This is a genomic window from Sphingomonas flavalba (assembly GCF_047553045.1).
Lineage (GTDB): Bacteria > Pseudomonadota > Alphaproteobacteria > Sphingomonadales > Sphingomonadaceae > Sphingomonas_L > Sphingomonas_L flavalba_A.
The window spans coordinates 2,620,001-2,645,303 of sequence record NZ_CP180208.1 but is presented as its reverse complement, the minus strand read 5'-3'; the positions used below and the strand labels follow the sequence as shown (position 1 = coordinate 2,645,303).

Here is a 25,303-nt window from a genome sequence, read left to right as displayed (position 1 = left end):
CGCCGTCAGCCGTCGCGGACGATGCCCGGTGAATAGGCCGGAGTCGATGAGCCGGTGCTGAATTCAGGTGACAGCCAATTGAAAGCTTCAGCGTTTGGTCGGCGTCACCGGGGTCAGCGCCGGCACCGCGCGTGCCGCGTCGGCCGGGTCGATGCCGGGCGGCGGCGCCGCGGCCAGCGGCTCCTGCCCGCGCAGCACCCGCCCGGCGTGGCGGATCGCCTCGCGCAGGCGCGGATAGCTGCCGCAACGGCACAGATTGGTCATTGCCGCGTCGATCTGGGCGTCGCTCGGTTCCGGCAGTTTCTTCAGCAGCACCGCCGCCGCCATGATCATGCCCGGCGTGCAGAAACCGCATTGCGGCACGTTCTCCGCGGCAAAGGCCTGTTGCACCGGGTCGCTGCGGTCGCGCGACAGACCTTCGATCGTGGTGACGAACCGGCCCTCCAGCGCGCCGATCGGTACCCGGCAGCTTTTCACCGCCTCGCCGTCGACATCGACGGTACACGCGCCGCAATCGCCGGTGCCGCAGCCATATTTGGTGCCGATCAGGTTCGACGCGTCGCGCAGTGCCCAGAGCAGCGGCGTGTCCGGGTCCATCTTGTAGAACACCGGCTGGTTATTGACGGTGAAACGGGTCATGCCTGCCGCCTTCGCGCGCCCGCCCGGGCGATCGCCAGCAGTTCGGCCGCGGCGGCGACCGGCCCGGCGGACTGCGAGGATTTCAGCTGCCGTTCGACACCGAGCAGCCGGCCGTGCACCTGAATCAGGTCGGTGGCCGTCCACAAGCGGAGCTGGCGGGCGACAACCGGCTTCTCTTTCCAGAAAATCGTCTTGCCCGCCGCTTCGACCACATCCTCCGGCGCCCGCCCGCGTTCGACATCGGCGCGCAACTGGGCGAGCAACGCGACGCGGCGCAGCAGGCCACGCGCGGCCTGCGGGGTCAGCGCATTGGCCGTGCCCAGCCGGTCGATCTCCGCGCCGGCCGCCGCCGGCGCGCCCGAAAGCACCGTGTCGACGAGCCGCGACAGATCGGTGTCGCCATTGTCGACACCCACCGCGTCGAGCGCGTCATGCCCTGCTTCGCCTGGCCGGTCCGGCGCGGCGTCGACATACAGCGCCAGCTTCTCGATCTCGCGGGTCAGCAGCGCGCGGTCGCCGCCGGTCGAATCGACCAGTCGCCGTGCGACGTCCGGCGCGATGCGCAGGCCGAGGTCGCGGCCGATACCGATCGCCAGCCGTCCCGCATCGGCGCCTTCCGGCGCATAGCTGGCGAAAGCCATCGCCAGTGGCGCCGCCAGCGCCAGCTTCAGCAGTCGCGACGATGGTTTCAGCGTGCCCGCCAGCACGATCACCGGGTTGCCCGCTGCCGGTGCGTCGAGCAGCGCGGCGGCCGCATCCGCGCATTCGTCGCCGGCCGACCGCAGGCGAATGTAGCGCGCGCCGCCGAACAGCGAGAAGGCGGCCGCCTCGTCGGCGAGCAGCGCCGGGTCGCGGCCGACCGCGCTTCCTTCCAGGTCGATGCGCTCCGCCTCCGGGCCCATCGCCCGCGCCAGCCGTTCGGCCAGCGCCGCCGAGCCGGATTCGTCCGGGCCGTAGAGCAGGAACAGGCGGATGTCGGTGCCCGGCTGGTCGAGCGCGCGCTCGATCTGGCCGCGATTGACCTTCATCGCCCGCCGGGGCTGCGGCTGGCGTAGAGGGCGAGGCGGGCGACGATCTGGTCGGCAATCGCCTGCGACAGGTTCTCCAGCGCGGTATTTTCCGCCGCGATCGTCGCATAGTCGGAATTGACCACGTCGATGCCGGCGTCCGAACTGGCGGTGGTGTCGAGCAGGACGGTGCCCGCCCCGGCGTCACGCAGGCGGTAGCGCGCGCGCAAAGTCCGCCGCTCCCGCGTCACCGCATCGTCGCGGCGCACGCCGAACCCGCTGATCCGGTCGTCCAGCTCGACTTCCAGCCGGTAACGGGGCGTGCCGGTCGGCGGCCCGATCCGGTCGGTGATTGCGTTACGGACCAGCCAGCCGGCCTTGCCATCGATCGCCGCGACCTCGATGCCGCCCAGTGCCTGCGCCACCGCGCCGCTGCCGCCGCCCTGGTACAGCGGCCGCAATCCGCAGCCGGCAAGGATCAGGCACGCCGCCAGCAGGGGCGCCAGCCGCTTCATGCGACCAGGTTGACCAGCCGGTCGGGCACAACGATCACCTTGCGCGGCGGCTTGCCGTCCAGGATGCGCACGACATTTTCCGACGCCAGCGCCAGCGCCTCCACCGTCTCGCGCGGGGTGCCTTTCGCCACCGTCAGCTTGTCGCGAAGCTTGCCGTTGACCTGAATCGCGATCGTCACTTCGTCGTCGACCAGCATCGCGGGGTCGACGGCGGGCCAGTCGGCGGCGGCGATCAGGCCCTGCTCGCCCAGCTGCGCCCACGCTTCTTCCGCCAGATGCGGCGCCATCGGCGCGACGAGGCGGATCAGGATACGGGTCGCGGCATCGCGCGCCGGGCCAGCCGGCGCCTTTTCGATCGCGGTGGTCAACTCATACAGCTTGGCGACCGCCTTGTTGAACGACAGCGCCTCGATATCCTCGGCGACGGCGGCGATGATCCGGTGGGTCTTGCGTTTCAGCGTCGCGTCGGCGTCGGTTCCGGGCGCGCCGACGCCGTCGACCAGCCGCCAGACCCGCTGGATGAACCGCCAGGCGCCCTCGATCCCGGCTTCGGACCAGGGCAGGTCGCGCTCGGGCGGGCTGTCGGACAGCATGAACCAGCGCACCGCGTCGGCGCCGTAACGGTCGAGGATCGGTGCCGGATCGATGACGTTCTTCTTCGATTTCGACATCTTCTCGACGCGGCCGATCGTTACCGCCTCGCCGGTGTCGTGCAGCGTCGCGCCCTTGTCGGTGCGCTCGACATCGTCGGGGCCAACCCACTGGCCGGCGGCGGTGCGATAGGTCTCGTGCGTCACCATGCCCTGGGTGAACAGGCTGGCGAACGGCTCTTCTATCGCCAGCCGGCCGATCCGGTTCAGCGCCCGCGTCCAGAAACGGGCGTAGAGCAGGTGCAGGATCGCATGCTCGACCCCGCCGATATACTGGCCGACCGGCAACCATTGCTCGGCGACGGCGCGGTCGAACGGCTTGTCGTCCGGCTGGCTGGCGAAGCGGATGAAATACCAGGACGAATCGACGAAGGTGTCGAGCGTGTCGGTCTCTCGCCGCGCGGTGCCGCCGCAGGTGGGGCAGGGGACGTGCTTCCACGTCGGGTGGCGGTCCAGCGGGTTGCCCGGTATGTCGAAGGTCACGTCTTCCGGCAGCTTCACCGGCAAATCGGCCTTCGGCACCGGCACGACGCCGCACGCCTCGCAATGGATGAACGGGATCGGCGTGCCCCAGTAACGCTGGCGCGACACGCCCCAGTCGCGCAGCCGCCACACCGTCGTGCCCTTGCCCCAGCCTTCGGCCTCGGCCCGGCCGATCACCGCCTGCTTCGCCGCCTCGACCGCCATGCCGTCCAGGAAGCGGGAATTCACCAGCGTGCCGGGGCCGGTATAGGCGGTGTCGCCGGCGAAATCGGCCGCCGTCTCGTCGCCCTCGCTGACCACCCGGCGCACCGGCAGGCCGTATTTGCGCGCGAAATCCAGGTCGCGCTGGTCGTGCGCGGGCACGCCGAACACCGCGCCGGTGCCGTAGTCCATCAGCACGAAATTCGCGACATGCACCGGCAATGCCCAATCCGGGTCGAACGGGTGGGTCGCGGTCAGGCCGGTGTCATAGCCTTTCTTCTCCGCCGTCTCGATCTCGGCGGCGGTGGTGCCGCCGGCGCGACATTCGGCGATGAACGCGGCCAGCGCCGGGTCGTCCTGCGCCAGTCGCACCGCGAGCGGGTGGTCGGTGGCGACGGCGACGAAACTGGCGCCGAAAATCGTGTCCGGCCGGGTGGTGAACACCTCGACCGCCTCGCCGTCGGACAGGGCAAAGCGGAACTGCATGCCCTGGCTCTTACCGATCCAGTTCTCCTGCATCAGCCGCACCTTGTCCGGCCACTGGTCGAGCGTGCCCAGACCGGCGAGCAGTTCGTCGGCGAAGGCGGTGATCTTCAGGAACCACTGGCTGAGCTTGCGCCGCTCGACCAGCGCGCCGGATCGCCAGCCGCGCCCGTCGATCACCTGCTCGTTGGCGAGCACGGTCATGTCGACCGGGTCCCAGTTGACCGCCGATTCCTTGCGATAGACCAGCCCGGCCTCGTACAGGTCGAGGAACAGCGCCTGTTCCTGCCCGTAATAGTCCGGTTCGCAGGTCGCCAGTTCGCGGCTCCAGTCGAGCGCGAAACCAAGCGCCTTCAGTTGGGTTCGCATCGTGTCGATATTGGCGCGGGTCCAGTTGCCGGGGTGGACCTTCTTTTCCATCGCCGCATTCTCGGCCGGCATGCCGAAAGCGTCCCAGCCCATCGGGTGCAGCACTTCGTGGCCGGTCATCCGGCGGTAGCGCGCCAGAACGTCCCCCATCGTATAGTTGCGGACATGGCCCATGTGGATGCGCCCCGACGGGTAGGGGAACATCTCCAGCACATAGCTTTTCGGCTTTGGCGACAGGTCGTCGGCGCGGAATGCCTGGGCGTCGTCCCACGCCTTCTGCCAGCGCGCGTCGGCGATGCGCGGATTGAAGCGCGAAGCCATCGGCTGCCCTATCCCTTAACCCTTGGTGATCGAATTGCGGCGCAGGTCGCGGGCGCGGGTCAGGATGATGTTCTCCAGCTTCTGTACCGTCGCCGCCTGCACCGGCGCGTCGAGCCACTGGCCGTTCTGGCTGACCTGGCGCAGCGCCGCCACCTTCAGTGCGTCGGCGCGCAGATCCTGATCAAGAATGGTCACCGTCACCTTCATCCGCTCGGTCGGCGTCTGCGGGTTGGCGTACCAGTCGGTGACGATAACGCCGCCGTTGGAATCGGTCTGGACCAGCGGCATGAACGACAGCGTGTCGAGCGACGCGCGCCACAGATAGGAATTGACGCCGATCTGGGTGATCTTCGCGGCGGCCAGGTCGGTCCTGGGGCGGTCTTTCTGGCCGCAGGCGGCAAGGCCGAGCGCGAGAATCAGGATCAGGGGACGAATGGGAACGGCCATCTCACTTCCTCGAAATACGCCGGAATGCGGTCGAAGGCCGCTTATAAGCCCTCGCGCCGTCCCCGCAAGGCGCGCAAAGCGGGGCGATCGACCACGATTGTGGATGTTGTGCAACAATCGGCTGAAAAGCGATTCCGCACGTGGCGACGTGTTCTCGAATCGTGCTAGACGGCAGGCCGAACTACGAGTTGGGGATTCGCGATGCGCGGATTGCGGGGGATTGCAGGGATGACGGGGGTGGCGATTGCCGTCCTCGGCTTCGCCCTGTCTCCCGTATTTGGTGCCCGCGCGGACGATCTGGCCGGCCAGCTTGGGGTCAGCAATGCGCTGACCAATGGCGGGCTGGGCACATTCACCCCGGCCGGCGCCGATCCGCGCATGGCGGCCAGCCTGGCCCGCGCCGGGCTGCCCGGCGGTTCCGGTTTCCGCTTCACGCCATCGGCGGCGGCGCTCAACGGCAAACGGTCGGTCACGGTCGCGGTTCGCGCGCTCTCCACCGGCAGCCGTGCCCAGGCGGAACGGATGGCCGGGCAGGCGCCCGCCACCTCCGGCCTGTCGCCGATCGCCTACAACCTCGGCGTTTCGGTCGGCTGGAAGCGTTTCGCCCTGTCCGGCGACGTCGCCAAGGTCGATCTCGGCATGATGCCGGGCAGCCGGCAGAAGGTCGACGTCGGCGTCAGCTACAACGCGCCGCGGTTCAGCACCCGGCTCCAGGTCGGCAAGGACAGCCCGATCGGCAACCAGCCCCGGCTGGTCGCGGATGACGAGCGCGTCTCGGTCGATCTCGCCAGCTCCTATTCGCTGACCCGCAACATCGATGTCACCGCCGGCCTGCGTTACCAGAGCCAGCGTGACCGGCTGCAACCGAGCAGCGACGCCCGGCGCGACAGCCAGGCCGTCTACATCGGCACCGCCTTCAAGTTCTGACAGCATTGTATCGCGGGTGTCGCGCGGGGCGTCCGGCCCTGTGCTTCGTCGCGCTGGCCCGCGTTTAACCTGACACCGGAAGAAATAGGGGGGAGCGACGCAGCTGCCGCTCCCCCGTTACGGTCAGACCAGCGCCGCCCGCGCCGCCTTTGCCGCGTCGACCATGTTGACCAGCGCCGGCTTCACGTCCTCCCACTTGCGGGTTTTCAGGCCGCAATCGGGGTTGACCCACAACTGCCCGGCGGACAGCCGCTCGCCGGCCTTCAGCAGCAGCTCTTCCATCTCGCGCGTTGCCGGGATGCGCGGGCTGTGGATGTCGTAGACGCCCGGCCCGATCTCGTTCGGATATTTGTAGGTCACGAACGCGTCGAGCAGTTCCATCTTCGAACGCGATGTCTCGATGGAGATCACGTCGGCGTCCATGGCGCCGATCGATTCGATGATGTCGTTGAACTCGGAATAGCACATGTGGGTGTGGATCTGGGTTTCCGGCCGCACGCCGGATGCGGTGATGCGGAAGCTTTCGACCGCCCAGTCCAGATAATGCTGCCAGTCGGCGCGGCGCAGCGGCAGCCCTTCGCGCAAGGCCGCCTCGTCGATCTGGATGATCTTGGCGCCGGCCGCCTCCAGGTCGACCACCTCGTCGCGGATCGCCAGCGCGATCTGGCGGCAGGTGTCCGAACGCGGCTGGTCGTCGCGGACGAACGACCATTGCAGGATCGTCACCGGCCCGGTCAGCATGCCCTTGACCGGCCGGTCGGTCAGCGACTGGGCATAGCGCCACCACGCCACCGTCATCGGTTGCGGCCGCGACACGTCGCCGTAGATGATCGGCGGCCGCACGCAGCGCGAGCCATAGCTTTGCACCCACGCCGCGCGGGTGAAGGCAAAACCGGCAAGCTGCTCGCCGAAATACTGGACCATGTCGTTGCGCTCGAACTCGCCGTGGACCAGCACGTCGATGTCGATCTCCTCCTGCCAGCGGATCGCGCGCTCGGTCTCCTCGCGCAGGAAGGCGTCATACCCCGCCTGGTCCAGCACGCCCTTGCCGTGGGCGGCGCGGGCCTTGCGGACCTCGGCCGTCTGCGGGAACGACCCGATCGTCGTCGTCGGCAGCGGCGGCAGGTTCAGCACCGCCTGCTGCGCCTTGATCCGCTCGGCGAACGGCGTCTCGCGCCGTGCCCAGCCGGCGTCTATCCCGGCCAGCCGGGTCCGCACCGCCGGGTTGTTGACCAGCGGCGACGCGCGCCGGTCGGCGATCGCATAGGCGTTGGCGACCAGCGCGTCGGCCACCGCCGCCCGCCCGCCGTTCAGCGCCTTGCCGAGCAGCGCCAGTTCCTCCAGCTTCTGCGCGCCGAACGCCAGCCAGCTCGCCACCTGCGCGTCGAGTTTGGTCTCCAGCGCCAGGTCGATCGGCGTGTGTAGCAGCGAGCAGGACGGCGCGATCTGCAGCTTCTGGAACTGCCCGGCCACCGGCTCCAGCCGGTTGAGCAGCGCGCCCAGATCCGCCTTCCACACGTTGCGCCCGTCGACGACGCCCAGCGACAGCAGCAGGTCCGGCCGCGCCCTGGCGACGACGGCGTCAAGCTGCTCCGGCGCGCGGACCAGGTCGACATGCAGCCCGGCGACCGGCAGCGCCAGCGCGGTGTCCAGATTGTCGCCCAGCGCGCCGAAATAGGTGGCGAGCATCAGCTTCAGCCCGCCGACAGTATCGGCGAAATGGCGATAGGCGGTGGCGAAGGCTTCGCGCGCCCGCGCGTCGAGGTCGAGGACCAGCGCCGGCTCGTCGATCTGCACCCAGTCGGCGCCGGCGTCGCGTAGCCGGCTGAGCAGCTCGCTATAGACCGGCAGCAGCGCCGGCAGCAGGGTCAGCGGGTCGAACGCCGCGTCCTTGGCCTTGGCAAGCAGCAGCCAGGTCACCGGACCAAGGATCACCGGCCGGGTGTGGTAACCAAGCGCCTTGGCTTCCTTGAATTGGTCGATCGCCTTGGTGGACGTCAGCGCAAAATTCTGGTTCGCGGTCACTTCCGGGACCATGTAATGGTAATTGGTGTCGAACCACTTGGTCATTTCCTGCGCCGGTACGTCGGTATGGGCGCCGTGGCCATGGCTGCACCCTTCCTCGGCGACGCCGGTCTGGGTGCCGCGCGCCATCGCGAAATAGACGGCCAGCGAATCGGCGGCGCCGAGCGGGCGGTAGATGGCCGGGATCGCGCCGACCGTCACGCTGGTGTCCAGAACCTGATCGTACAGCGAGAAATCGTTGCTTGGGATCACCTCGACGCCCAGCGCCTTCTGCCGTGCCCAGGTGGCGGCGCGCAGCGCGGCGGCGGTTTCCAGCAGATCGGCCTCGCTGGTCTTGCCGGACCAGAAGGCCTCGAGCGCGGTCTTCAGCTCGCGGCGCGGGCCGATGCGGGGAAAGCCGAGATTGGCGACGATGACAGACATAGAGAATCTCCTCCGGCCGGGCAGGGTGCCCGCCGGTTAGCTGGGGGATGAAGTGCGGTATTCGGCGGCGCGCGACGCGCGGCGGGTCAGCCGGGCGCGATCGCGCGGTGCGGGCCGGGCGGCGGCCGGATCGATCGGGTGATGGACGACGAAAACCGCATGACACACACCTGCATTGCGGGCGGGCTGCGGAATGGACGCGCGGGTGCTCTCGCGCGATCCATCGGGGCACCCCGCCCGAGGACGTTATCGTGACGAGGCAGGTCTCCTGGCTCGCGGGTCGTCGCTCAGGTCCCGGCCTTCCCGGTGCCGGTCGGCACCAGTGACCCCGATCGGACCTGCGCTCACCGCTTACAGTTGCGGGGGCAGCGCCGGACTCCGCCCTCGCGGGCGCCACCGGCTTCCCGTCTTAGCTCCGCGCCGCGAACGACGCGGAGAACCTCGACCACGCCCTTAAAGCCGAACGCGGCGAGCATGTCAATCGACATATAAAGAAATCTTTATATGTTCCTGCCAAGCGCCGCTTTCGCTCGGCGCAGGCACGCGTTTCCGCTAGCCGGGCAAAAGGGCGCGCGCATCATCGAGGTTGCCTGAAATCTGGTGCGGACGGCGGGAATCGAACCCGCACTCCCATGGGGAAGCGGATTTTAAGTCCGCTGCGTCTACCGGTTCCGCCACGTCCGCACGCAACCGCAAAAGCCGCGTTTATGGTAGCGGGTCAAGTCGGGATGCGTTGCCGGGGTGTGGGCCGTCCGGCGGTCAGGCGTATCGTCGCGGGCGCGGGACGATAATCGATGACATAGCCGACATGGTCGGACAACGGTTTGCCGTCGCGCTCCGGCCGGAACGGCGCATGCGCGCCGGCGATCGCCATCGGCGCGCCGCCGGCCGCCCGCGCGAACAGCCAGTCCTTGCCGTGGCGGTCGGCGTAGACGAGGGCATCGCGGGCATCGGGGTCGGTCCACGACCTGATAGCCAGCGCACGGCGCAACCCGCCATGTCCGGGGGCGACGAAGCTGAAGCCCATGCGCGCGAATTGCTCGAAGAAGGTGCGTGCCCGGTCCGGGTCTTTGCCGATATTCATGTCGCCGCCCAGGAACAGCGGCGCATCGGCTGCGACATGGTGGCCGATGAATTCGGCCATCAGCGTTACCTGCCGCTGATAGGCTGCATGCGCGCGCGCCACCGGTACGCCGGACGCCCGGCGCGCATTCAAATGCGCGTTGGCGACCGCGACAGGCGTGGCGAAGCCGGGCACCCGGAGGTGGGCGATCAACACGCCTTTATTGGCCAGACAGTCGAATCCGGCGCAGGCGAAATCGGGAAAGGCCATGCGGTGCACCGCGACGATCGGGTAGTCGGACAGGATGATCAGGCCGCTGCCCAGCGGCTTGCCCCATCCTTCGCCCCGGTCCGGGCGCGCGTCAGCCAGAAAGCGGATGTCGGCGGCGGTCGGCGGCACCGCGTTGCGCAGGGCGGTGTCTGCCCCGGTGGCGACATGGCGATAGCCGGCATGCCGGGCGATCCGCGCCGCTTCCGGCGTGAACGCTTCCTGCAACAGCACGATCCGGGGCTGGCGGTTGGCGTGCCGCATCGCGGCCAGGCGGGCGGCGATCCGGCCTGTCGCCGCGCCACGGCCAGTGGCGAGCGGCCAGGGCAGGGCGGCGATGTTATAGGTCAGGACCGACAGCGGCTGGTCGCGGATCGGCGTCGCCGCCGGCGCCGACGGCGCCGGTATGTCGCGAACGGTCCCGCTGCTCGACCCGGTCGCCGCCAGCGCGACGGCGCCGGCGCAGAGCAGCATGCGGCGATATGGTGACATGGCGGCCCCCTTGCCGCCGCGCTAGGCCGGCAATGGGTCGTGGCGATGTCAGCCGGGTTGCAGCGCCGTGAAACGACGCAGCGTGCGCTTGGCGATACTCAGGGCGCGGCGCGGGGCGGGCGGCGCAGCGAGAACGGGAGCTTTAACGAAGGGGCCGGGCGTCAGTCCGCGTTGAGGCGGGCGCGCATTTCCTTGCCGGGCTTGAAATAGGGGACGCGCTTGGCATCGACGGCAACCGTCTCGCCGGTGCGCGGATTGCGACCGACGCGGGAATCCCGCGCGCGGGTCGAAAAGGCGCCGAAGCCGCGCAGCTCGACCCGACCGCCTTCGGCCAGCCGTTCGCTGATCTGATCGAAGAACACCGCGACGATCTTCTCGACCTCGCGCAGCGACAGGTCCGGATGGTCGCTGGACAGGCGTTGGACGAGCTCGGAACGGATCATGCTATTTCCTGCCAGGATCTTCACGCAAACGCCCGCATCTCTGCGGCGGCGCCATCATATCAGGAATGAAACGCGGGAAATATCATTCATTGTTTGGATGCCGGGCACGAAAAACGGGGCGCGGCGGGTGCCGCACCCCGTTTGCCGGTGCCTTCAGCGCGGGGCTCGCCCGTGCTGCGGCTTACTCCTGGTTCTCGCGGGCCTTCAGCGCCTCGCCAAGGATGTCGCCCAGCGACGCACCCGAATCCGAAGAGCCATACTGGGCCACCGCCTGCTTCTCTTCGGAGATCTGCATCGCCTTGATCGAGAAGGTCGGCTTCTTCGACCGGTCGAAGCCGGTGACCATCGCGTCCAGCTTCTGGCCGATCTGGAAACGCTCCGGCCGCTGCTCGTCACGGTCGCGGCCAAGGTCGGACCGCTTGATGAAGCCGGTGGCGCCGTCATCGCCCGCCTGCACTTCAAGGCCGCCGTCGCGGACCTCCAGCACGGTGACGGTGATGATCGCGTTCTTGGCCAGCCGCTCGCCCTCGGCGGCGCGGCCAACGGCCGGCGCACCGCGCTCAAGCTGCTTCATGCCAAGCGAGATGCGCTCCTTCTCGACGTCGATGTCGAGCACGACGGCGGTCACCGTCTCGCCCTTGCGGTGCAGGGCCAGCGCGTCCTCGCCGGAAATGCCCCACGCGATGTCGGACATGTGGACCATGCCGTCGACGTCGCCGTCCAGGCCGATGAACAGGCCGAACTCGGTCGCGTTCTTGACTTCGCCCTCGACGGTCGATCCGACCGGGTGGTTCTCGGCGAAGCTTTCCCACGGGTTGCTGATCGCCTGCTTCAGGCCCAGCGAGATGCGGCGCTTGTCCTCGTCGACCTCGAGGATGACGATTTCCACTTCCTGGCTGGTCGACACGATCTTGCCGGGGTGGACGTTCTTCTTGGTCCAGCTCATCTCCGACACGTGGACCAGACCCTCGATGCCGGCTTCCAGCTCGACGAACGCACCGTATTCGGTGATGTTGGTGACGCGGCCGGACAGCTTGGCGCCAACCGGGTATTTGGCCGACGCGCCTTCCCACGGATCGCTCTCAAGCTGCTTCATGCCCAGGCTGATGCGCTGGGTCTCGCGGTTGATGCGGATGATCTGGACACGGACCGTGTCGCCGATGTTGATCATTTCGCTCGGATGGCCGACCCGCTTGTAGCTGAGGTCGGTGACGTGGAGCAGGCCGTCGATGCCGCCCAGGTCGACGAAGGCGCCGTAATCGGTGATGTTCTTGACGACGCCGTCGATCACCTGGCCCTCGGTCAGCGACTGGATCAGGCCGGTGCGCTGCTCGGCGCGGGTCTCTTCCAGCACCGCGCGGCGCGACACGACGATGTTGCCGCGGCGACGGTCCATCTTCAGAATTTGGAACGGCTGCGGAATGTCCATTAGCGGGGTGACGTCGCGTACCGGGCGGATATCGACCTGAGAACCTGGCAGGAAAGCCACGGCGCCGCCCAGGTCGACGGTGAAGCCGCCCTTGACCCGGCCGAAGATCACACCCTCGACCCGCTTCTCTTCGCCGAACTCGGATTCCAGCTTGTCCCACGCGGCTTCGCGGCGCGCGCGGTCGCGCGACAGCATCGCTTCGCCGTGGACGTTCTCGACCCGGTCGACATAGACCTCGACTTCGTCGCCGACCTTCAGATCGGCCTTCTGGCCCGGCGCGGCGAATTCGCGCAGCGGCACCCGGCCTTCCGACTTCAGGCCTACATCGATAACCGCCAGGTCGTTCTCGATCCCGGTGACGGTGCCCTTGACGACGCGGCCTTCAAAGCCCTCGTCCTCTCCACCAAGCGATTCATTGAGGAGCGCGGCAAAGTCATCGCGCGTCGGAAATGCCGAACTGGCCATAAATCTGGGGTTCCCTTGACGTCATTGCTGGCCGACCGGTTGTCTCCGGTGGTCTTGGCCATATGCCGCCGCGCCGGCCTCATGCCGGAACGGCACCCGGCACGCGGAGCAATCGTGAAGGTCTGAACGCGATACGCGAAAAGGGCGCGTGAGAACTGGCGGCCGCTACCGGCCGACCCCTCCGCGCCATCCTTCACGAGCGAATCCGCCCGCCGAATGTGCGCGCTATAACCGCGGGCGGCCTATCCGGCAAGCGAATGCGCGGCTTACCCGCTCGTGCGGGCGGCCAGCCGCTGCTCGACGATGTCGATCGCGTGGTGAATGGCGGATTCGATCGACAGATAGCTGGTGTCCAGCAGCACCGCGTCTTCCGCCTGCCGCAACGGCGCGGCGGCGCGGGTCGAATCACGCTTGTCGCGCGCCTTGATGTCGGCAAGGACGTGGTCGAAGGTAACGGCCATGCCGCGCGCCGTCAGCTCGTTGTGCCGCCGTCTGGCGCGGATTTGCGATGTGGCGCGGACGAACAGTTTTGCGTCCGCGTCCGGGGCGATCACCGTGCCGATGTCGCGCCCGTCAAGCACGGCCCCGCCCGGCTGCCGGGCAAAGCTGCGCTGTCGGTCGATCAGCGCGGCGCGCACCGCCGGGTGGGTTGATACGATCGACGCCGCGATGCCAGCGGCATCGTCACGCAGCCTTGGGTCGACAAGCAGCTTGTCCTTGAACCGGCATGCGGCGAGCGCCGCTTTCGCGTCCGCCGGGTCGCCGCCATGGTCGATCAGCGTCTGCCCGACCGCGCGATACAGCAGCCCGGTGTCGAGATGCGGCAGCGCGTAATGGGCGGCAAGCGCGCGGGCGATGGTGCCCTTGCCGCTTGCCGCGGGGCCGTCGACCGCGATGATCATCGGCGATCAAATCTCCGCGCCCAGGCGCCGACGACCCGCCGCGTTTCTTCCGGCCGGTCATTGAACAGGCCGTGGGCGGCGCCGGCGATCTCGCTGAAGCCGGCATGCTTCACCCGCGCGGCAAAACCGGCCACGGTCACCGGCCGCGCCTCGTCATACTGGCCGGCCATGAACAACGTCGGCGCCGTCAGCCGCGCCAGCAGCGGTTCCCCGTCATAATCCTTGAGCGTGCCGGTGCTGACGAATTCAGAGGCGCCCCACATCGTCTCGTACAGGCGCCGGTTGAACATCGGCGGCAGTTGGGCGGTATAGGCGCGGACCTCGTCGAACGCCGGTTCGCGGCGGTTATACGCCTTGTAGAATGCGTCGGTCGCGATCGTGCAAACCTCTGCCGCCGGGCGGGCGGGCTGCTCGCAGGCGGTGAGCGTGTCGCGTGTTTCCGGCGGCAGTTCGCCGCGCAGTATCGCGGCGTCGGCCAGCCAGCTGCGCGTCGAGATCAGCGGCGAGGACAGGATCAGGCTGCTCAACCCGGCTGGCTGGCGCGCACCATATTCCAGCGCGACCGTTCCGCCCCAGCTTGCGCCCAGCACATGCAGCCGCGTGATACCGAAATGGCGACGGATCGCGTCGATCTCGTCGACAAAGCGGTCGACCGTCCAGTTCGCCGGGTCGTCCGGCCGGTCGGACCGGCCACTGTCGAGCTGATCGTACAGGATAATCGCGCGCTCCTGCGCCAGCGCCAGTGCTGGCAGGAAGCCGGTGTGCGAGCCGCCGGGGCCGCCATGGATCATCAGCAATGGTGCCGCCGGTCCGTCGAGCGCACCGTTGACCCGAACATAGATACGGCCGCCGGCGACCGGGACCATTGCCTCCTGGTCGGGCGCCGGGATCGGCCCCATGCTGCGGGCAAAGGCTGCGGGTGCGCACAACGTCGCGCCCAGCAGGCCGATCAAAGCGCGTCGGTCGATCGTCAAGCCGCTCATGCCATTCCCCTCAGCGCAGCAGGTCCTGCTATCCGTCGAACCGGCTCAGCGATTCGTCAAGCCGGAGAGCAGCGCGGCAAAACCGGGAAAGCTGGTGTCGACCGGTGAGAAATCGTCGATGGTTACCGCCTTGCGCGCCGCTAGGCCGGCGACGGCCAGGCTCATCGCAATACGGTGGTCGAGGTGGGAGGCAACGGTGCCTCCGCCCGCCAGCGGTTCGCCGCCGGAGCCCTCGACGATCAGCCCGTCCTCCAGCTCCTCGACCCGGGCGCCGATCGTCCGCAGTCCTTCCGCCATCACCGCGATCCGGTCGGATTCCTTGACGCGCAGTTCGGCAAGGCCGCGCATCACCGTGCGGCCCTCGGCCAGCGCGGCGGCGACGAACAGGATCGGATATTCGTCGATCATGCTCGGCGCGATCTCCGGCGGCACCTCCACCCCGCGCAGCGGCGTATGGCGGACGGTGATGTCGGCCACCGGCTCACCGCCCACGTCGCGCTGGTTGGTGAAGGTGATGTCGGCGCCCATCATCCTGAGTGCGTCGAACAGCCCGGCACGGGTCGGGTTGATTCCGACATTTTCGATGACGATCGCGGAGCCGGGGACGATCAGCGCGGCCACCGCCGGGAAGGCGGCCGAAGACGGATCGGCGGGTACGACGATCTGCTGCGGCCGCAACGCCGCTTCGCCGGTGATGGCGATATGGCGGACGCCTTCGATAGTTTCCACCGTCAGTTTCGCGCCGAACCCGGCCAGCATCCGTTCGCTATGGTCGCGGGTCGGCACTGGTTCGATCACGCGGGTGATGCCCGGCGCGTTCAGGCCGGCGAGCAGGATAGCCGATTTGACCTGCGCGGATGCCACCGGCAGCCGGTATGTCGTGGGGATCGCCGGCGCCAGGCCGCGGACCGTCATCGGCAGCCGGCCGCCTGGGCTGGTGGTGAAATCCGCGCCCATCGCTGACAGCGGCTCGATGATTCGGCCCATCGGCCGGTGCGACAGCGATGCATCGCCGGTGAAGGTCGCGGTGATTGGGTGGCTGGCGACAAGGCCGGCGAGCAGCCGGGTCGACGTGCCGGAATTGCCCATCTCCAGCGCCTGTTCCGGCTGCATCAGGCCGCCGACGCCGACGCCGTCAACCGTCCATACACCGTCGGCGCCGCGCACCACCTCAGCGCCCATCGCTCGCATCGCGGCGGCGGTAGCCAACACGTCCTCGCCTTCCAGTAACCCCTCGATCCGGCTGGTGCCGACCGCCAGCGCCGCCAGCATTAGCGCGCGGTGGCTGATCGATTTGTCGCCGGGAACCCGCACAATGCCGCCAAGCGGCCCGCTGGGGCCGAAGAGCTGCGGGCACGGGGCGGTGCGCATCATACTGTTCTCCGAAAAAGGGGGTGCCGGCGGGGACCGGCGGTCTTTGACAGCGGCGCGTCGCTATGGCAAGGCGCGCGCCGAATTGCGGCCCGGCGGATTTCCGACGCGCCGCTCCTTTCATTTTTCGGAGGCACGAGGCGGCACATGGTGAAGCCGGAATGGGGCACCAAGCGGACTTGCCCGAAATGCGCGACCCGCTTCTACGATCTTGGCAAGGAGGACCCGGTCACCTGCATAGAATGCGGGAATGTCTGGGAACCGGAGCCGATTCTGAAATCGAAGCAGCCGCTGCCATATGACGCGCCCAAGAAGCCGGCCGAGTCGGACAAAGAGGGCGATCATCTGGAAACCGACGAGGATCTGGACATCGACGAAGATGCCGAGGAATCGCCGGATGACGAGGTCGATCTCGGCGGTGACGACGATCTTGGCGTGAAGACCACCGAGAATGACGACGAAAGCTGATTGATTTCCGCGTGGCGCCTGCCTAAAGGCGGCGCCACTCGAACGCCCGCCGGACATGGCGGTGCGCGATGGGGCCGTAGCTCAGCTGGGAGAGCGCTACACTGGCAGTGTAGAGGTCAGGGGTTCGATCCCCCTCGGCTCCACCATTTCTTATATTCGTCCTGCACATCCGGCGTATGGCAAGTCCCTGCCGTAGCCGGGGCAGTATCGTGCGGACCCGACTCCCCCAGCGCGGGGTGACACGCCCGCGCCGCTTGTGTGTCCTATACTCTGAGGTGCAAAGGGACGGGAGCGCATGGCGAGTCAATTCGGGGAGGCGACGGACCTCGACCAGCTGATTCGTCGGTTTGGGCCGGTAGTGATGGCGTTCCTGCTGCGGCGCCTGCGCGGCCATGCAGATGCGGAAGGCATGGCACAGGGGAGGTGCTCGCGTGCCTGGCCTCACAGGGGCGGGGCCAAAGCCTTTTGCACGCAGACAATAATGTGCCGGCGGCCGATGCCGCGCGGCGCGGGTGTGGCGCCGCCCGGCGATTGAACCGCCGCACGGCGCCGATGAAGCGATTCAGCCGGCTTTCTGTTGCCCGGCGCGCTCAATTGCCTCGATGACGATCCGGCGTGCTTCCTCCGCGTCGCCCCAGTTGCCGATGCGGACCCACTTCTTTTCTTCCAGATCCTTGTAGTGTTTGAAGAAATGTTCGATCTGCTGAAGCACGATCGACGGCAGGTCACCGCGTTCGCCGACGTCGGAATAATAGGGGAAGGTGGTGTCGACCGGTACCGCGATCAGCTTTTCGTCACCGCCGGCCTCGTCCTCCAGTTTCAGTACGCCGATCGGCCGGGCGCGGACGACGCAGCCGGGGACGAACGGCGAGCGGGCGATGACCAGCGCGTCGAGCGGGTCGCCGTCGGGCGACAGGGTGTGCGGCACGAAGCCGTAATTCGCCGGGTAGCGCATCGGCGTGTGGAGGATGCGGTCGACGAACAGCGCGCCCGACTTCTTGTCGAATTCGTATTTGACCGGCTCGCCGCCCACCGGCACTTCGATGATGACGTTCAGGCTGTGCGGCGGATTGTCGCCGACCGGTATCAGATCGATGTTCATGAATATCCCTGCGGTGGATCGGCGCCTGCTAGGGTTTCGGCGCCAGCAGCCGGTCGAGGCCACCCTCTCCCTTGTCGATTTTCTCGAAGCGCGGGTAGCGCAGCCCGTCGCGATAGTCGATGGCAAGCTCACGATAGCGGTCGCCATTCTTGACAAGGAGCCGGATCGGGGTGGCGCTGTCTCTGGCCGCGGTCACCGCTGCCTTGATCCCGTCGTCGGAATAGGCGCGACCGTTGACCGCGACGATCTCGGTGCCGACGTCTATGCCGGCATTGAATGCCGGACCGTCCCACATCACGGTCTTGGCGATCCGGTCTCTGCTGCCGATCGTCAGGCCGAGCGAATAGCTCAGGTCGACCAGCTTGCGCGATTTTTCCCGAGCGGTGAACGCCGCCGTCGGCGCGTCGGTGTAGGTCAGCCGATAGCCCGATGCGATGAAGCCGGCGAGCGGCGCCCCCTTGGCGTGCTCGGTCAGCCGCCGGTTGAGGAAATCCGCCCAGTCATAGGGCACGATCCCGTTCAGCGTCGTCGCGACATCGGAGAGGGTGTAGGTGACGACGCCCCAGTCACCGTCCTTGATACCAAAGAAGGTACGGGCGAAGTCGTCCATCGACTTCTTGCCGCCGGATCGCGCGCGCAGGATCGAATCGATCTCCATCCACACCAGCAGCCCTTCGTTGTAATAATCCTCCGACCGCTGCCAGCTCATCCAGCCTTTCGGGCGCCGCTGGGCGATGACGGGGTCGTTGGTGGTGTCGACCAGGTCGCGCCAGCTCCGCGCCGGCAAATTGTCATAAGCGGCGGCGATGATCGCCAGCTGATCGAGCGTGTCCTGCTTGCCGACCAGGCCGGAGCGTGCCTGCAGCACATAGCCCCAGAACTGGGTCTGTCCCTCATAGACCCAGAGCAGGCTGCCCTGCATCGGCGTCCGGTAATCGGGGGTCCACAGGTCGGCCGGGCGGCGGAACTTGCCGTTCCAGCTATGGGTATATTCGTGCGGCAGCAGATTGCGCTCGGCCGGATTACTGTCCCACTTGATGAAATAGCCGGGGTCGACGCCGTTTTCCGAACTGCGGTGATGCTCCAGGCCGATGCCGCCCAGTTCGTCCGATATGGTCAGCAGGAACTGGTATGTGTCGTATTGCTGGGTACCGAATAGCTTCAGCGCCTGGGTGACGAGGTTCTTGTGCGCCGCGATCTGCTCCGGCGTCGCGTCAAGCTCCTTGGCGGTGTCGGCGATCACGTTCAGGGTGACGCGCGGACTCAGCTCGAACGCGCGGTAGTGGCGGCCGGCGATCGTCGGCGAATCGACCAGCGTCTCATAGTCGGTCGCTTCGTAGCTGTAGGTCGCGCCGCTGGCGGTCGACGGCAGGCCGGACGCGGCGGTCCATCCATCGGGGTAGGTTGCCGTCGCCTTGATCGGGATGCGGCGGGTGAAATAGCCGGCCGGGTAGAGCGACACCTTCTCCCACTGCAGGCTCAGCATCTCCGGCGTCATCTGGATGCGGCCCTGCGGCCCGTCGGTCGCCGACAGATACTGGAACTGCAGGTCGATCTGGCCGGCGCCGGCCGGCACGTCGATGTGGAAGGCATAGACGTCGACCGGGTCGCGCCGCCAGGGCACCGGCTGGCCGCCGGCGGTGATGACCAGCCCGGCCAGCTTCGGGATCGGTCCGGTCGTGCTGTGGTTGCCCGGCAGCCATTTCGGATAGAGCAGCACCATCGGCCCCGCCTGTGCCACCGGGATCGTCTGCTTCACCCGAAAGATGCCGCGCGTCACGTCCGTCGCGTCGACCGCCAGGGCGATCGTGCCGGGATAGGGCTCGTCCTTCGCCGTCGGGATCGTGTCGACGATCGGCGTCGGCTGCGGCGCGCTGTTGACGGCAAGGACGGGGACGGCGGCAAGCATGGCGACAAGCGGAAACAGGCTGGCATTCATCGGGCGGCGCTCTTTTGCTGGTGGCACTAGGGCACAGGCTTAGGCGGCGCCGGCGCCCCCGGTCCAGCCCGATCAGCTGCCCAACACGTTGATCGTGAACGCCAGCACGCCGATGTTGAACACGAACGCCGCCAGGCACTGGAATATCGCCACCCGCCGCATGTGCCGCCCCGGCATATCGACGTCGGAGGTCTGGAAAGTCATGCCGAGGGTGAACGAGAAATAGATGAAGTCCCAGTAATCCGGTTCGTCCGTGCCCGGCACGCGGAGGCCACCTCGGTCACCCGCCGCGCCGTCGCCCAGATAATAAAGGTGCGCGTAATGCAGCGCGTAGACCATGTTGGAGAAAAGCCATGCCAGCGCCAGCGTACCGATGATCAATGCCGCTTCCGCCGCGTCCGCTTGCCGGGCGGAACGCAGCTCGACACCGACCGCGACCAGAATAGCGACGATCACCACGCCGGTGATGACAAGCAACAGCGCGCGGTTGGCATCGTTCAGCCGTGCCGCTTCCCGCATCTGGTCGGCACTATGGTCGCCGAGCAGTGGGGCGAGCGATAGCAGGAACAGCGCGGCTGCGATATCGAAGCCGATCAGCAGCGCATGGCCGGGTGCCATCCATCCGGCCGACCCGCCGACGGCGGCTGTCAGAACAAGCAGAAAAACAATGAATCGCGGGGGCGCGATCGTCGCGCCGATACCGGCGGATTGGCGCTGCCTTTCCATGCACATCGGTCTAGCGATTCGCCGGCATCTCGCATAGAGAGCGCGTCTTCCATGACCCAGATCCAGACCCCGCAGGCCGTTCGCGGCACCCAGGACATGCTCGGCGATGCCGAGCGCCGCTTCGCGCATGTCGTCGACACGTTTGACCGGGTTCGCCGGCTCTATGCGTTCCAGCGGGTCGAAGTGCCGGTGTTCGAGGCGACGGCGGTGTTTGCCCGTTCGCTGGGCGAGGCGACCGACGTCGTGTCGAAGGAGATGTACAGCTTCGCCGACCGCGGCGGTGATTCCCTGACGCTGCGGCCGGAATTTACCGCCGGCATCGCCCGCGCCTACCTGACCAACGGCTGGCAGCAGTTTGCGCCGCTGAAGCTGGCTGCCCACGGCCCGCTGTTTCGCTACGAGCGCCCGCAAAAGGGCCGCTTCCGCCAGTTTCACCAGCTTGACGCCGAAGTGGTCGGCGCCGCCGAACCGGCCGCCGATGTCGAGCTGCTGGTCATGGCCGATCAGCTGCTGCGCGAACTGGGCGTCGCCGACGGCGTGACGTTGCAGCTCAATACGCTCGGCGATGCGGAGACGCGGACGGCATGGCGCGCCGCGCTTGTCGCCCATTTCGAGGCGCATCGCGACGCGCTGTCGGAAGACAGCGTCGACCGGCTGGCGCGGAACCCGCTGCGTATCCTCGATTCCAAGGACCCGCGCGACCGCCCGGTCGCCGACGCGGCGCCGGTGATCGATGCCTATCTGACGGCGGAGGCTGGCGCGTTCTTCGACGCGGTGCAGGCCGGGCTGCAGGCGGCGGGCGTCGCCTATGTCCGCAACGGCGCACTGGTGCGCGGTCTCGACTATTATCGCCACACCGCGTTCGAATTCGTCACCGACCGACTGGGCGCGCAGGGCACCGTGCTCGGCGGCGGCCGTTATGACGGGTTGATCGAGGGGCTTGGCGGCCCGCACACCCCGGCGGTCGGCTGGGCGGCGGGGATCGAGCGGCTGGCGATGCTGATCGATGCGCCGGCGGAGCCGGTGCTCGACGTCGCCGTCGTCCCGCTCGGCGCGGCGGCGGAGGCGGCGGCGACCGGCATCATCGCCGATCTGCGCCGGGCCGGCATCGCCAGCGACATGGCGTGGCGCGGCAATATGAAGCGGCGGATGGCGAGAGCGGCCGCCGCCGGTGCCCGCTTCGCCGTTATCCTGGGCGAGGACGAACTGGCGCGCGGCGAGGTCGCGGTCAAGACGCTCGCCACCGGCGTGCAGCGCGCGGTGCCGATCGCCGGGCTGGTCGAGGCGGTGCGCGGGGCATGACCGGCATTTCCGACGAGCGCATCGCCGCCATCGAGGCGCGGCGCAACGAGTTGCAGGCGCAGATGGCCGCCGGCGACCTGTCGCCCGACCGCTTTGTCGCGCTGTCGAAGGAATATGCGGAGCTTGGCCCGGTCGCCGAAGTGGCGGGCGAGGTCAGGCGCCTGCGCGCCGAGCTGGACGTGCTGGCCGGTATGGCGGGCGACGACGATCCCGCGATCCGCGAGATGGCGGCCGAGGAAGTCGACGTCATCAAGGCGCGCCTGCCGGAGGCGGAACGCGCGCTGGCGCTGAAGCTGCTGCCGCGCGACGCCGCCGACGAGCGCGCCGCGATGTTGGAAATCCGCGCTGGCACCGGCGGCGACGAGGCGGCGCTGTTCGCCGGCGACCTGTTCCGCATGTACACGCGCTACGCCGAAGAGCGCGGTTGGCGGGTCGAGATGATCTCCGCCAGCCCGGCCGACATCGGCGGCTATAAGGAAGTGGTCGCCAGCGTTTCTGGCAGCGGCGTGTTCGCGCGGTTGAAGTTCGAAAGCGGCGTCCACCGTGTCCAGCGCGTTCCGGCGACGGAGAGCGGCGGGCGCATCCACACCTCCGCCGCGACGGTGGCGGTGCTGCCGGAAGCGGAGGATGTCGACGTCCAGATCGACGACAAGGATCTGCGCATCGACGTCTATCGCTCGTCCGGACCGGGCGGCCAGTCGGTCAACACCACAGACAGCGCGGTGCGGATCACCCACCTGCCGACCGGCCTTGTCGTCATCCAGCAGGACGAGAAGAGCCAGCACAAGAACAAGGCGAAGGCGCTGAAGGTGCTGCGCACCCGGCTTTACGAGGCGGAACGCGAACGGCTGGCGGCGGAGCGTTCCGGCACCCGCAAGGCGATGGTCGGCTCCGGCGACCGGTCGGAACGCATCCGCACCTATAATTTCCCGCAGGGGCGGGTGACCGACCACCGGATCAACCTGACCCTCCACCGCCTGCCGGAGATATTGGAAGGGCAGCTGGACGAGCTGATCGGCGCGCTGATCGCCGAGGACGAGGCGGCGCGGCTCGCCAATCTGGATGGCTGACACGGCGCTGCGCGACGCCGCCCGGCGGCTCGCCGCCGTGTCCGACACACCGCGCCTCGACGCCGAACTGCTGCTTGCCCACGCCCTTGGCATCAGCCGGGAACGGCTGCTGCTTGCCGGGGCCGATGCGCCGCCGCCGGGCTTCGCCGGCCTTGTCGCGCGCCGGCTTGCCCATGAACCGGTCGCCTATATCACCGGCACCCGCGCTTTCTGGACGATCGAGCTGGCGGTCGGCCCCGGCGTGCTGGTGCCGCGCCCGGACAGCGAGACGTTGCTTGCCGCCGCGCTCGCCCATTTCGGTGAATCCGGTCCGGCGTCTGTGCTGGATCTAGGCACCGGTTCCGGAGCGCTGCTGCTCGCCGCGCTCGACCAGTGGCCAGCCGCGCGCGGGCTGGGCGTCGACCGTTCCGACGCCGCGCTTGCCGTCGCCCGCGGCAACGCCGCGCGGCTGGGCCTGGCCGATCGCGCCGAATTCGTCGCGGGGGACTGGGCGGCGGCAATCGACCGGCGTTTCGATCTGGTGCTGTGCAACCCGCCTTATGTCGAAGCGGATGCGGCGCTGTCGCCCGACGTTAGCCTGTACGAACCGGCGACGGCGCTGTTTGCCGGTCCCGACGGGCTGGATGCATACCGTGTGCTGATGCCGCAACTGGTGCGGCTGATCGCTGCCGGCGGTATCGCTGCGGTAGAGATCGGCGCGACGCAGGCTGGCGCGGTTGCGGCGCTCGCGGCCGCCGCCGGCCTGCCCGCGACCTGCCACCGCGATCTTGCCGGGCGGGACCGTTGCCTGGTCCTTTACCCGGCATGACACAGACTTGTCGTATATTTCCGCTTGGAAATGACGCACCGACTCACTAAGTGCGGTCGAGGGGAACGTAGCGGATTGCGGCGCCTGTGCGCCGGACCCACGCGATCCCACTCCGTTGAACATGATGCGGCCGGTGCCGGCCGCAGTTGCGGATGGCGGCGGTCGCGCATGCGGCGTGTACCGCTTCGCTCGAACGAGGCTTATCCGGGAATGATCGGATCGCACTGACACGACTGGGCACAGAACGAGGAAACGGACAAGTTGATCAACAATCGACAGGCCGGCCGCCGTCGCGGTCGTGGTGGACAGCGTACGCCGAACAACCCCGGGCGTCCCGAACAGGGCAATCGCATCGATAATCGTGCGCGCGGCAATGCCGCCCAGTTGCTTGAGAAATACAAGATGCTGGCGCGCGACGCGCAGATGCAGGGCGATCGGGTCAACACAGAATATTATCACCAGTTCGCCGACCATTATTTCCGCGTGCTGAGCGAAAGCCGGGCGCGGTTCGAGGAACAGAATCAACAGCGCCGCAGCCGCGATGATATCGATCTTGGCGATGATGACGGCGACGAGCGCGAAACCGATCGCGTCGCGCAGGAACCGCGCCGCCAGCCGGCCGAGGATCGCGCGCCCCGTGACGGGCAGGGTGCCGACGCGGCGGAGGAGCGCGATCAGCCGCAGGCACGTGATGAGCCGCGCGCGCGCGAGGCGCGTCGCGAGAAGGATCGGGAAACGCCTGCGCAGGCGCTGAACGGCCACCCGGCCGAAGAGGAAGCCGCCGCGCCGCGCCGCGGCCGCCCGCGCCGGACCCGCCCGGCGGAAGCGGAGCCGGCCGAGGCGTTCGATGCAACGATTCTGCCGCCGTCCGTGCTGAAGGCGGCGGAGCCGGTGGCCGATGCCGGGGCGGAAGTCGAAGTGGAAGCGGAAACGCCACCGCCGCCGCGTCGTCGCGGTCGCCCGCGCAAGGTGGAAACCGACGCGGCCAGCGCCTGATTGCCGTAAAAATGAAAGATGCGGGGCTGCCCGCCGCGGAGAACGCGGTGGGCGGCCCCGTTCTGTATCGTGCGTTATACCGGCGGCAGCGGGCGTGGGCGGTGCTCTGTATCAAGCGCGACGAAGGTGAACACCCCTTCCGTCACCTTCACCTGCTCACCGCCGTTGCGATCGGCGATCACCTCGATGCGGATGGCGACCGACGTGCGGCCACGGCGCTCCACCCACGCATAAACCGAAATCACATCACGCAGCAGGATCGGCGCAATGAACTTCATCGCTTCGACCGCAACCGTGGCGGTCGCGCCCTGGGCTACCCTGCCGGCGACGATCCCGGCGGCCATGTCCATCTGCGACAATACCCAGCCGCCGAAAATATGGCCGTTGGCGTTGATGTCGCCGGGCCGGGGGACGACCCGCAATACCGGCTCGCGGCGCTCGCTCATTCGTCGTGGTGCAGCTGTTCGTTGATGTATTCATCATGGCCGGAGCCGGAACTGAGGAACACCAGCCCCATCAACGCCGCCGCCAGAACCACGGACCCGAACACGCCGAGCAGTGTGCCGATCACCATATGGATCGGTAGAGGACCCTTTGCCCAGTTCAGACCAAGGAGAGACGCGACCGACGCGATCAGCGCGACCAGTACCATCCAGACCATCAGCCGGCGATAGCGTCGCCACGGATCGGTGGCGTAGCCGGAATCGGGCGGCACACCCTGCTGGTTTTTCATCGGCTTTCCTTTGCGCGTCGAACGTGGGAACATCGCGTCAGTCGTCCATAAGGCCGAAAAGGAGAACCCGCCATGACCATTTCGGTAATTCTCGCCGGGCGTGACGGCGCGGTGGTCAGTGCAGAACCTGATACCACCGTCGGCGCCGCCATCGCCCTGCTGGCGGAGCGCCGCATCGGCGCGCTGCCGGTGATCGACGGCGACACAGTGGTCGGTATCTTCTCGGAACGCGATGTGATCCACGCTGTCGCGAA

At 68.0% G+C, this 25,303-nt stretch carries 24 protein-coding genes, 2 tRNA genes and 1 riboswitch (1 of these 27 only partly in view); of the genes, 8 read left to right on the top strand and 18 right to left on the bottom strand.

The window, feature by feature from the left end; genetic code table 11:
- Positions 1-87 precede the first annotated feature (87 nt).
- The 5 genes from ACMT1E_RS12665 to ACMT1E_RS12645 are packed head-to-tail and all read right to left on the bottom strand — an operon-like array spanning position 88 to position 5,115.
- On the bottom strand, positions 88-639 hold the full coding sequence (locus ACMT1E_RS12665; protein ID WP_414900672.1) for a (2Fe-2S)-binding protein: 552 nt from the start codon (positions 637-639) through the stop codon (positions 88-90).
- On the bottom strand, positions 636-1,667 hold the full coding sequence (gene holA, locus ACMT1E_RS12660; RefSeq protein WP_414900671.1) for a DNA polymerase III subunit delta: 1,032 nt from the start codon (positions 1,665-1,667) through the stop codon (positions 636-638). Before holA ends, ACMT1E_RS12665 begins: the two co-directional genes overlap by 4 nt.
- Positions 1,664-2,161 (bottom strand): LPS assembly lipoprotein LptE, encoded by a 498-nt coding sequence (gene lptE, locus ACMT1E_RS12655; RefSeq protein WP_414900669.1) that lies wholly within the window; start codon positions 2,159-2,161, stop codon positions 1,664-1,666. The genes holA and lptE overlap by 4 nt, the downstream gene beginning before the upstream one ends.
- Complete coding sequence (gene leuS, locus ACMT1E_RS12650) at positions 2,158-4,668, bottom strand: leucine--tRNA ligase (RefSeq protein WP_414900668.1); 2,511 nt, start codon at positions 4,666-4,668, stop codon at positions 2,158-2,160. Before leuS ends, lptE begins: the two co-directional genes overlap by 4 nt.
- Positions 4,669-4,683: 15 nt before the next feature.
- Entirely contained in the window at positions 4,684-5,115 is a 432-nt protein-coding gene (locus ACMT1E_RS12645) for a DUF3576 domain-containing protein (protein ID WP_414900667.1), read from the bottom strand.
- Positions 5,116-5,316: 201 nt separating this feature from the next.
- Between ACMT1E_RS12645 and ACMT1E_RS12640 the strand changes: the two genes are divergently transcribed.
- The gene (locus ACMT1E_RS12640) at positions 5,317-6,042 is read left to right on the top strand and encodes a hypothetical protein (RefSeq protein WP_414900665.1); all 726 of its coding nucleotides are present in this window, start codon (positions 5,317-5,319) and stop codon (positions 6,040-6,042) included.
- Positions 6,043-6,165: 123 nt separating this feature from the next.
- Here ACMT1E_RS12640 and metE read toward each other — a convergent pair whose 3' ends face one another.
- The 8 genes from metE to aroA form a co-directional block, all read right to left on the bottom strand.
- On the bottom strand, positions 6,166-8,490 hold the full coding sequence (metE, locus tag ACMT1E_RS12635; protein ID WP_414900664.1) for a 5-methyltetrahydropteroyltriglutamate--homocysteine S-methyltransferase: 2,325 nt from the start codon (positions 8,488-8,490) through the stop codon (positions 6,166-6,168).
- A 240-nt stretch (positions 8,491-8,730) separates the two neighbouring features.
- A riboswitch (cobalamin riboswitch) is annotated at positions 8,731-8,949 on the bottom strand.
- A 139-nt stretch (positions 8,950-9,088) separates the two neighbouring features.
- Positions 9,089-9,174: transfer RNA gene (locus ACMT1E_RS12630), tRNA-Leu, on the bottom strand.
- A gap of 34 nt (positions 9,175-9,208) precedes the next feature.
- Positions 9,209-10,312, bottom strand: a complete 1,104-nt coding sequence (locus ACMT1E_RS12625) for an endonuclease/exonuclease/phosphatase family protein (RefSeq protein ID WP_414900663.1) — start codon at positions 10,310-10,312, stop codon at positions 9,209-9,211.
- A gap of 161 nt (positions 10,313-10,473) precedes the next feature.
- Positions 10,474-10,755 carry an integration host factor subunit beta gene (locus ACMT1E_RS12620; protein ID WP_414900661.1) on the bottom strand — a complete coding sequence of 94 codons (282 nt, stop codon included), beginning with the start codon at positions 10,753-10,755 and terminating at the stop codon, positions 10,474-10,476.
- Positions 10,756-10,936: 181 nt separating this feature from the next.
- Positions 10,937-12,649 (bottom strand): 30S ribosomal protein S1, encoded by a 1,713-nt coding sequence (gene rpsA / locus ACMT1E_RS12615; protein ID WP_414900660.1) that lies wholly within the window; start codon positions 12,647-12,649, stop codon positions 10,937-10,939.
- 266 nt (positions 12,650-12,915) lie between these two features.
- Positions 12,916-13,551: a (d)CMP kinase gene (gene cmk / locus ACMT1E_RS12610; protein WP_414900659.1), complete on the bottom strand. Its 636-nt coding sequence runs from the start codon at positions 13,549-13,551 to the stop codon at positions 12,916-12,918.
- Positions 13,548-14,534, bottom strand: a complete 987-nt coding sequence (locus tag ACMT1E_RS12605; RefSeq protein ID WP_414900658.1) for a proline iminopeptidase-family hydrolase — start codon at positions 14,532-14,534, stop codon at positions 13,548-13,550. Before ACMT1E_RS12605 ends, cmk begins: the two co-directional genes overlap by 4 nt.
- A 45-nt stretch (positions 14,535-14,579) precedes the next feature.
- Entirely contained in the window at positions 14,580-15,908 is a 1,329-nt protein-coding gene (gene aroA / locus ACMT1E_RS12600) for a 3-phosphoshikimate 1-carboxyvinyltransferase (protein WP_414900656.1), read from the bottom strand.
- A gap of 144 nt (positions 15,909-16,052) precedes the next feature.
- On the opposite strand from aroA, the gene ACMT1E_RS12595 reads away from it, so the two are divergent.
- Complete coding sequence (locus tag ACMT1E_RS12595; protein ID WP_414900655.1) at positions 16,053-16,373, top strand: TIGR02300 family protein; 321 nt, start codon at positions 16,053-16,055, stop codon at positions 16,371-16,373.
- Between the two features lie 70 nt (positions 16,374-16,443).
- Positions 16,444-16,519: transfer RNA gene (locus ACMT1E_RS12590), tRNA-Ala, on the top strand.
- 416 nt (positions 16,520-16,935) lie between these two features.
- On the opposite strand, the gene ppa is transcribed toward ACMT1E_RS12590, so the two are convergent.
- The 3 genes from ppa to ACMT1E_RS12575 form a co-directional block, all read right to left on the bottom strand.
- A complete protein-coding gene (ppa, locus tag ACMT1E_RS12585) occupies positions 16,936-17,475 on the bottom strand; it encodes an inorganic diphosphatase (protein ID WP_414900653.1) in 540 nt (179 codons plus the stop codon).
- A gap of 28 nt (positions 17,476-17,503) precedes the next feature.
- The gene (locus tag ACMT1E_RS12580; protein ID WP_414900651.1) at positions 17,504-19,414 is read right to left on the bottom strand and encodes a M61 family metallopeptidase; all 1,911 of its coding nucleotides are present in this window, start codon (positions 19,412-19,414) and stop codon (positions 17,504-17,506) included.
- Positions 19,415-19,486: 72 nt separating this feature from the next.
- A complete protein-coding gene (locus ACMT1E_RS12575) occupies positions 19,487-20,140 on the bottom strand; it encodes a DUF1345 domain-containing protein (protein WP_414900650.1) in 654 nt (217 codons plus the stop codon).
- A gap of 51 nt (positions 20,141-20,191) precedes the next feature.
- Between ACMT1E_RS12575 and hisS the strand changes: the two genes are divergently transcribed.
- From hisS to ACMT1E_RS12555, 4 genes are all read left to right on the top strand, one after another.
- On the top strand, positions 20,192-21,442 hold the full coding sequence (hisS, locus tag ACMT1E_RS12570) for a histidine--tRNA ligase (protein ID WP_414900648.1): 1,251 nt from the start codon (positions 20,192-20,194) through the stop codon (positions 21,440-21,442).
- A complete protein-coding gene (gene prfA, locus ACMT1E_RS12565; protein WP_414900647.1) occupies positions 21,439-22,512 on the top strand; it encodes a peptide chain release factor 1 in 1,074 nt (357 codons plus the stop codon). Before hisS ends, prfA begins: the two co-directional genes overlap by 4 nt.
- Complete coding sequence (gene prmC / locus ACMT1E_RS12560; RefSeq protein ID WP_414900645.1) at positions 22,505-23,320, top strand: peptide chain release factor N(5)-glutamine methyltransferase; 816 nt, start codon at positions 22,505-22,507, stop codon at positions 23,318-23,320. The genes prfA and prmC overlap by 8 nt, the downstream gene beginning before the upstream one ends.
- 261 nt (positions 23,321-23,581) lie before the next feature.
- Positions 23,582-24,316 carry a DUF4167 domain-containing protein gene (locus tag ACMT1E_RS12555; protein WP_414900643.1) on the top strand — a complete coding sequence of 245 codons (735 nt, stop codon included), beginning with the start codon at positions 23,582-23,584 and terminating at the stop codon, positions 24,314-24,316.
- 74 nt (positions 24,317-24,390) lie between these two features.
- Here the strand turns inward: ACMT1E_RS12555 and ACMT1E_RS12550 are convergent, their stop codons facing one another.
- Positions 24,391-24,762, bottom strand: a complete 372-nt coding sequence (locus ACMT1E_RS12550; RefSeq protein ID WP_414900641.1) for an acyl-CoA thioesterase — start codon at positions 24,760-24,762, stop codon at positions 24,391-24,393.
- A complete protein-coding gene (locus ACMT1E_RS12545) occupies positions 24,759-25,049 on the bottom strand; it encodes a hypothetical protein (RefSeq protein WP_414900639.1) in 291 nt (96 codons plus the stop codon). Before ACMT1E_RS12545 ends, ACMT1E_RS12550 begins: the two co-directional genes overlap by 4 nt.
- A 72-nt stretch (positions 25,050-25,121) precedes the next feature.
- On the opposite strand from ACMT1E_RS12545, the gene ACMT1E_RS12540 reads away from it, so the two are divergent.
- A protein-coding gene (locus ACMT1E_RS12540) for a CBS domain-containing protein (RefSeq protein ID WP_414900638.1) crosses the window boundary here: on the top strand, positions 25,122-25,303 show its 5' end (the start). It continues 247 nt past the right edge of the window; the window shows 182 of its 429 coding nt (coding positions 1-182); its start codon is at positions 25,122-25,124; its stop codon lies beyond the right edge, outside the window.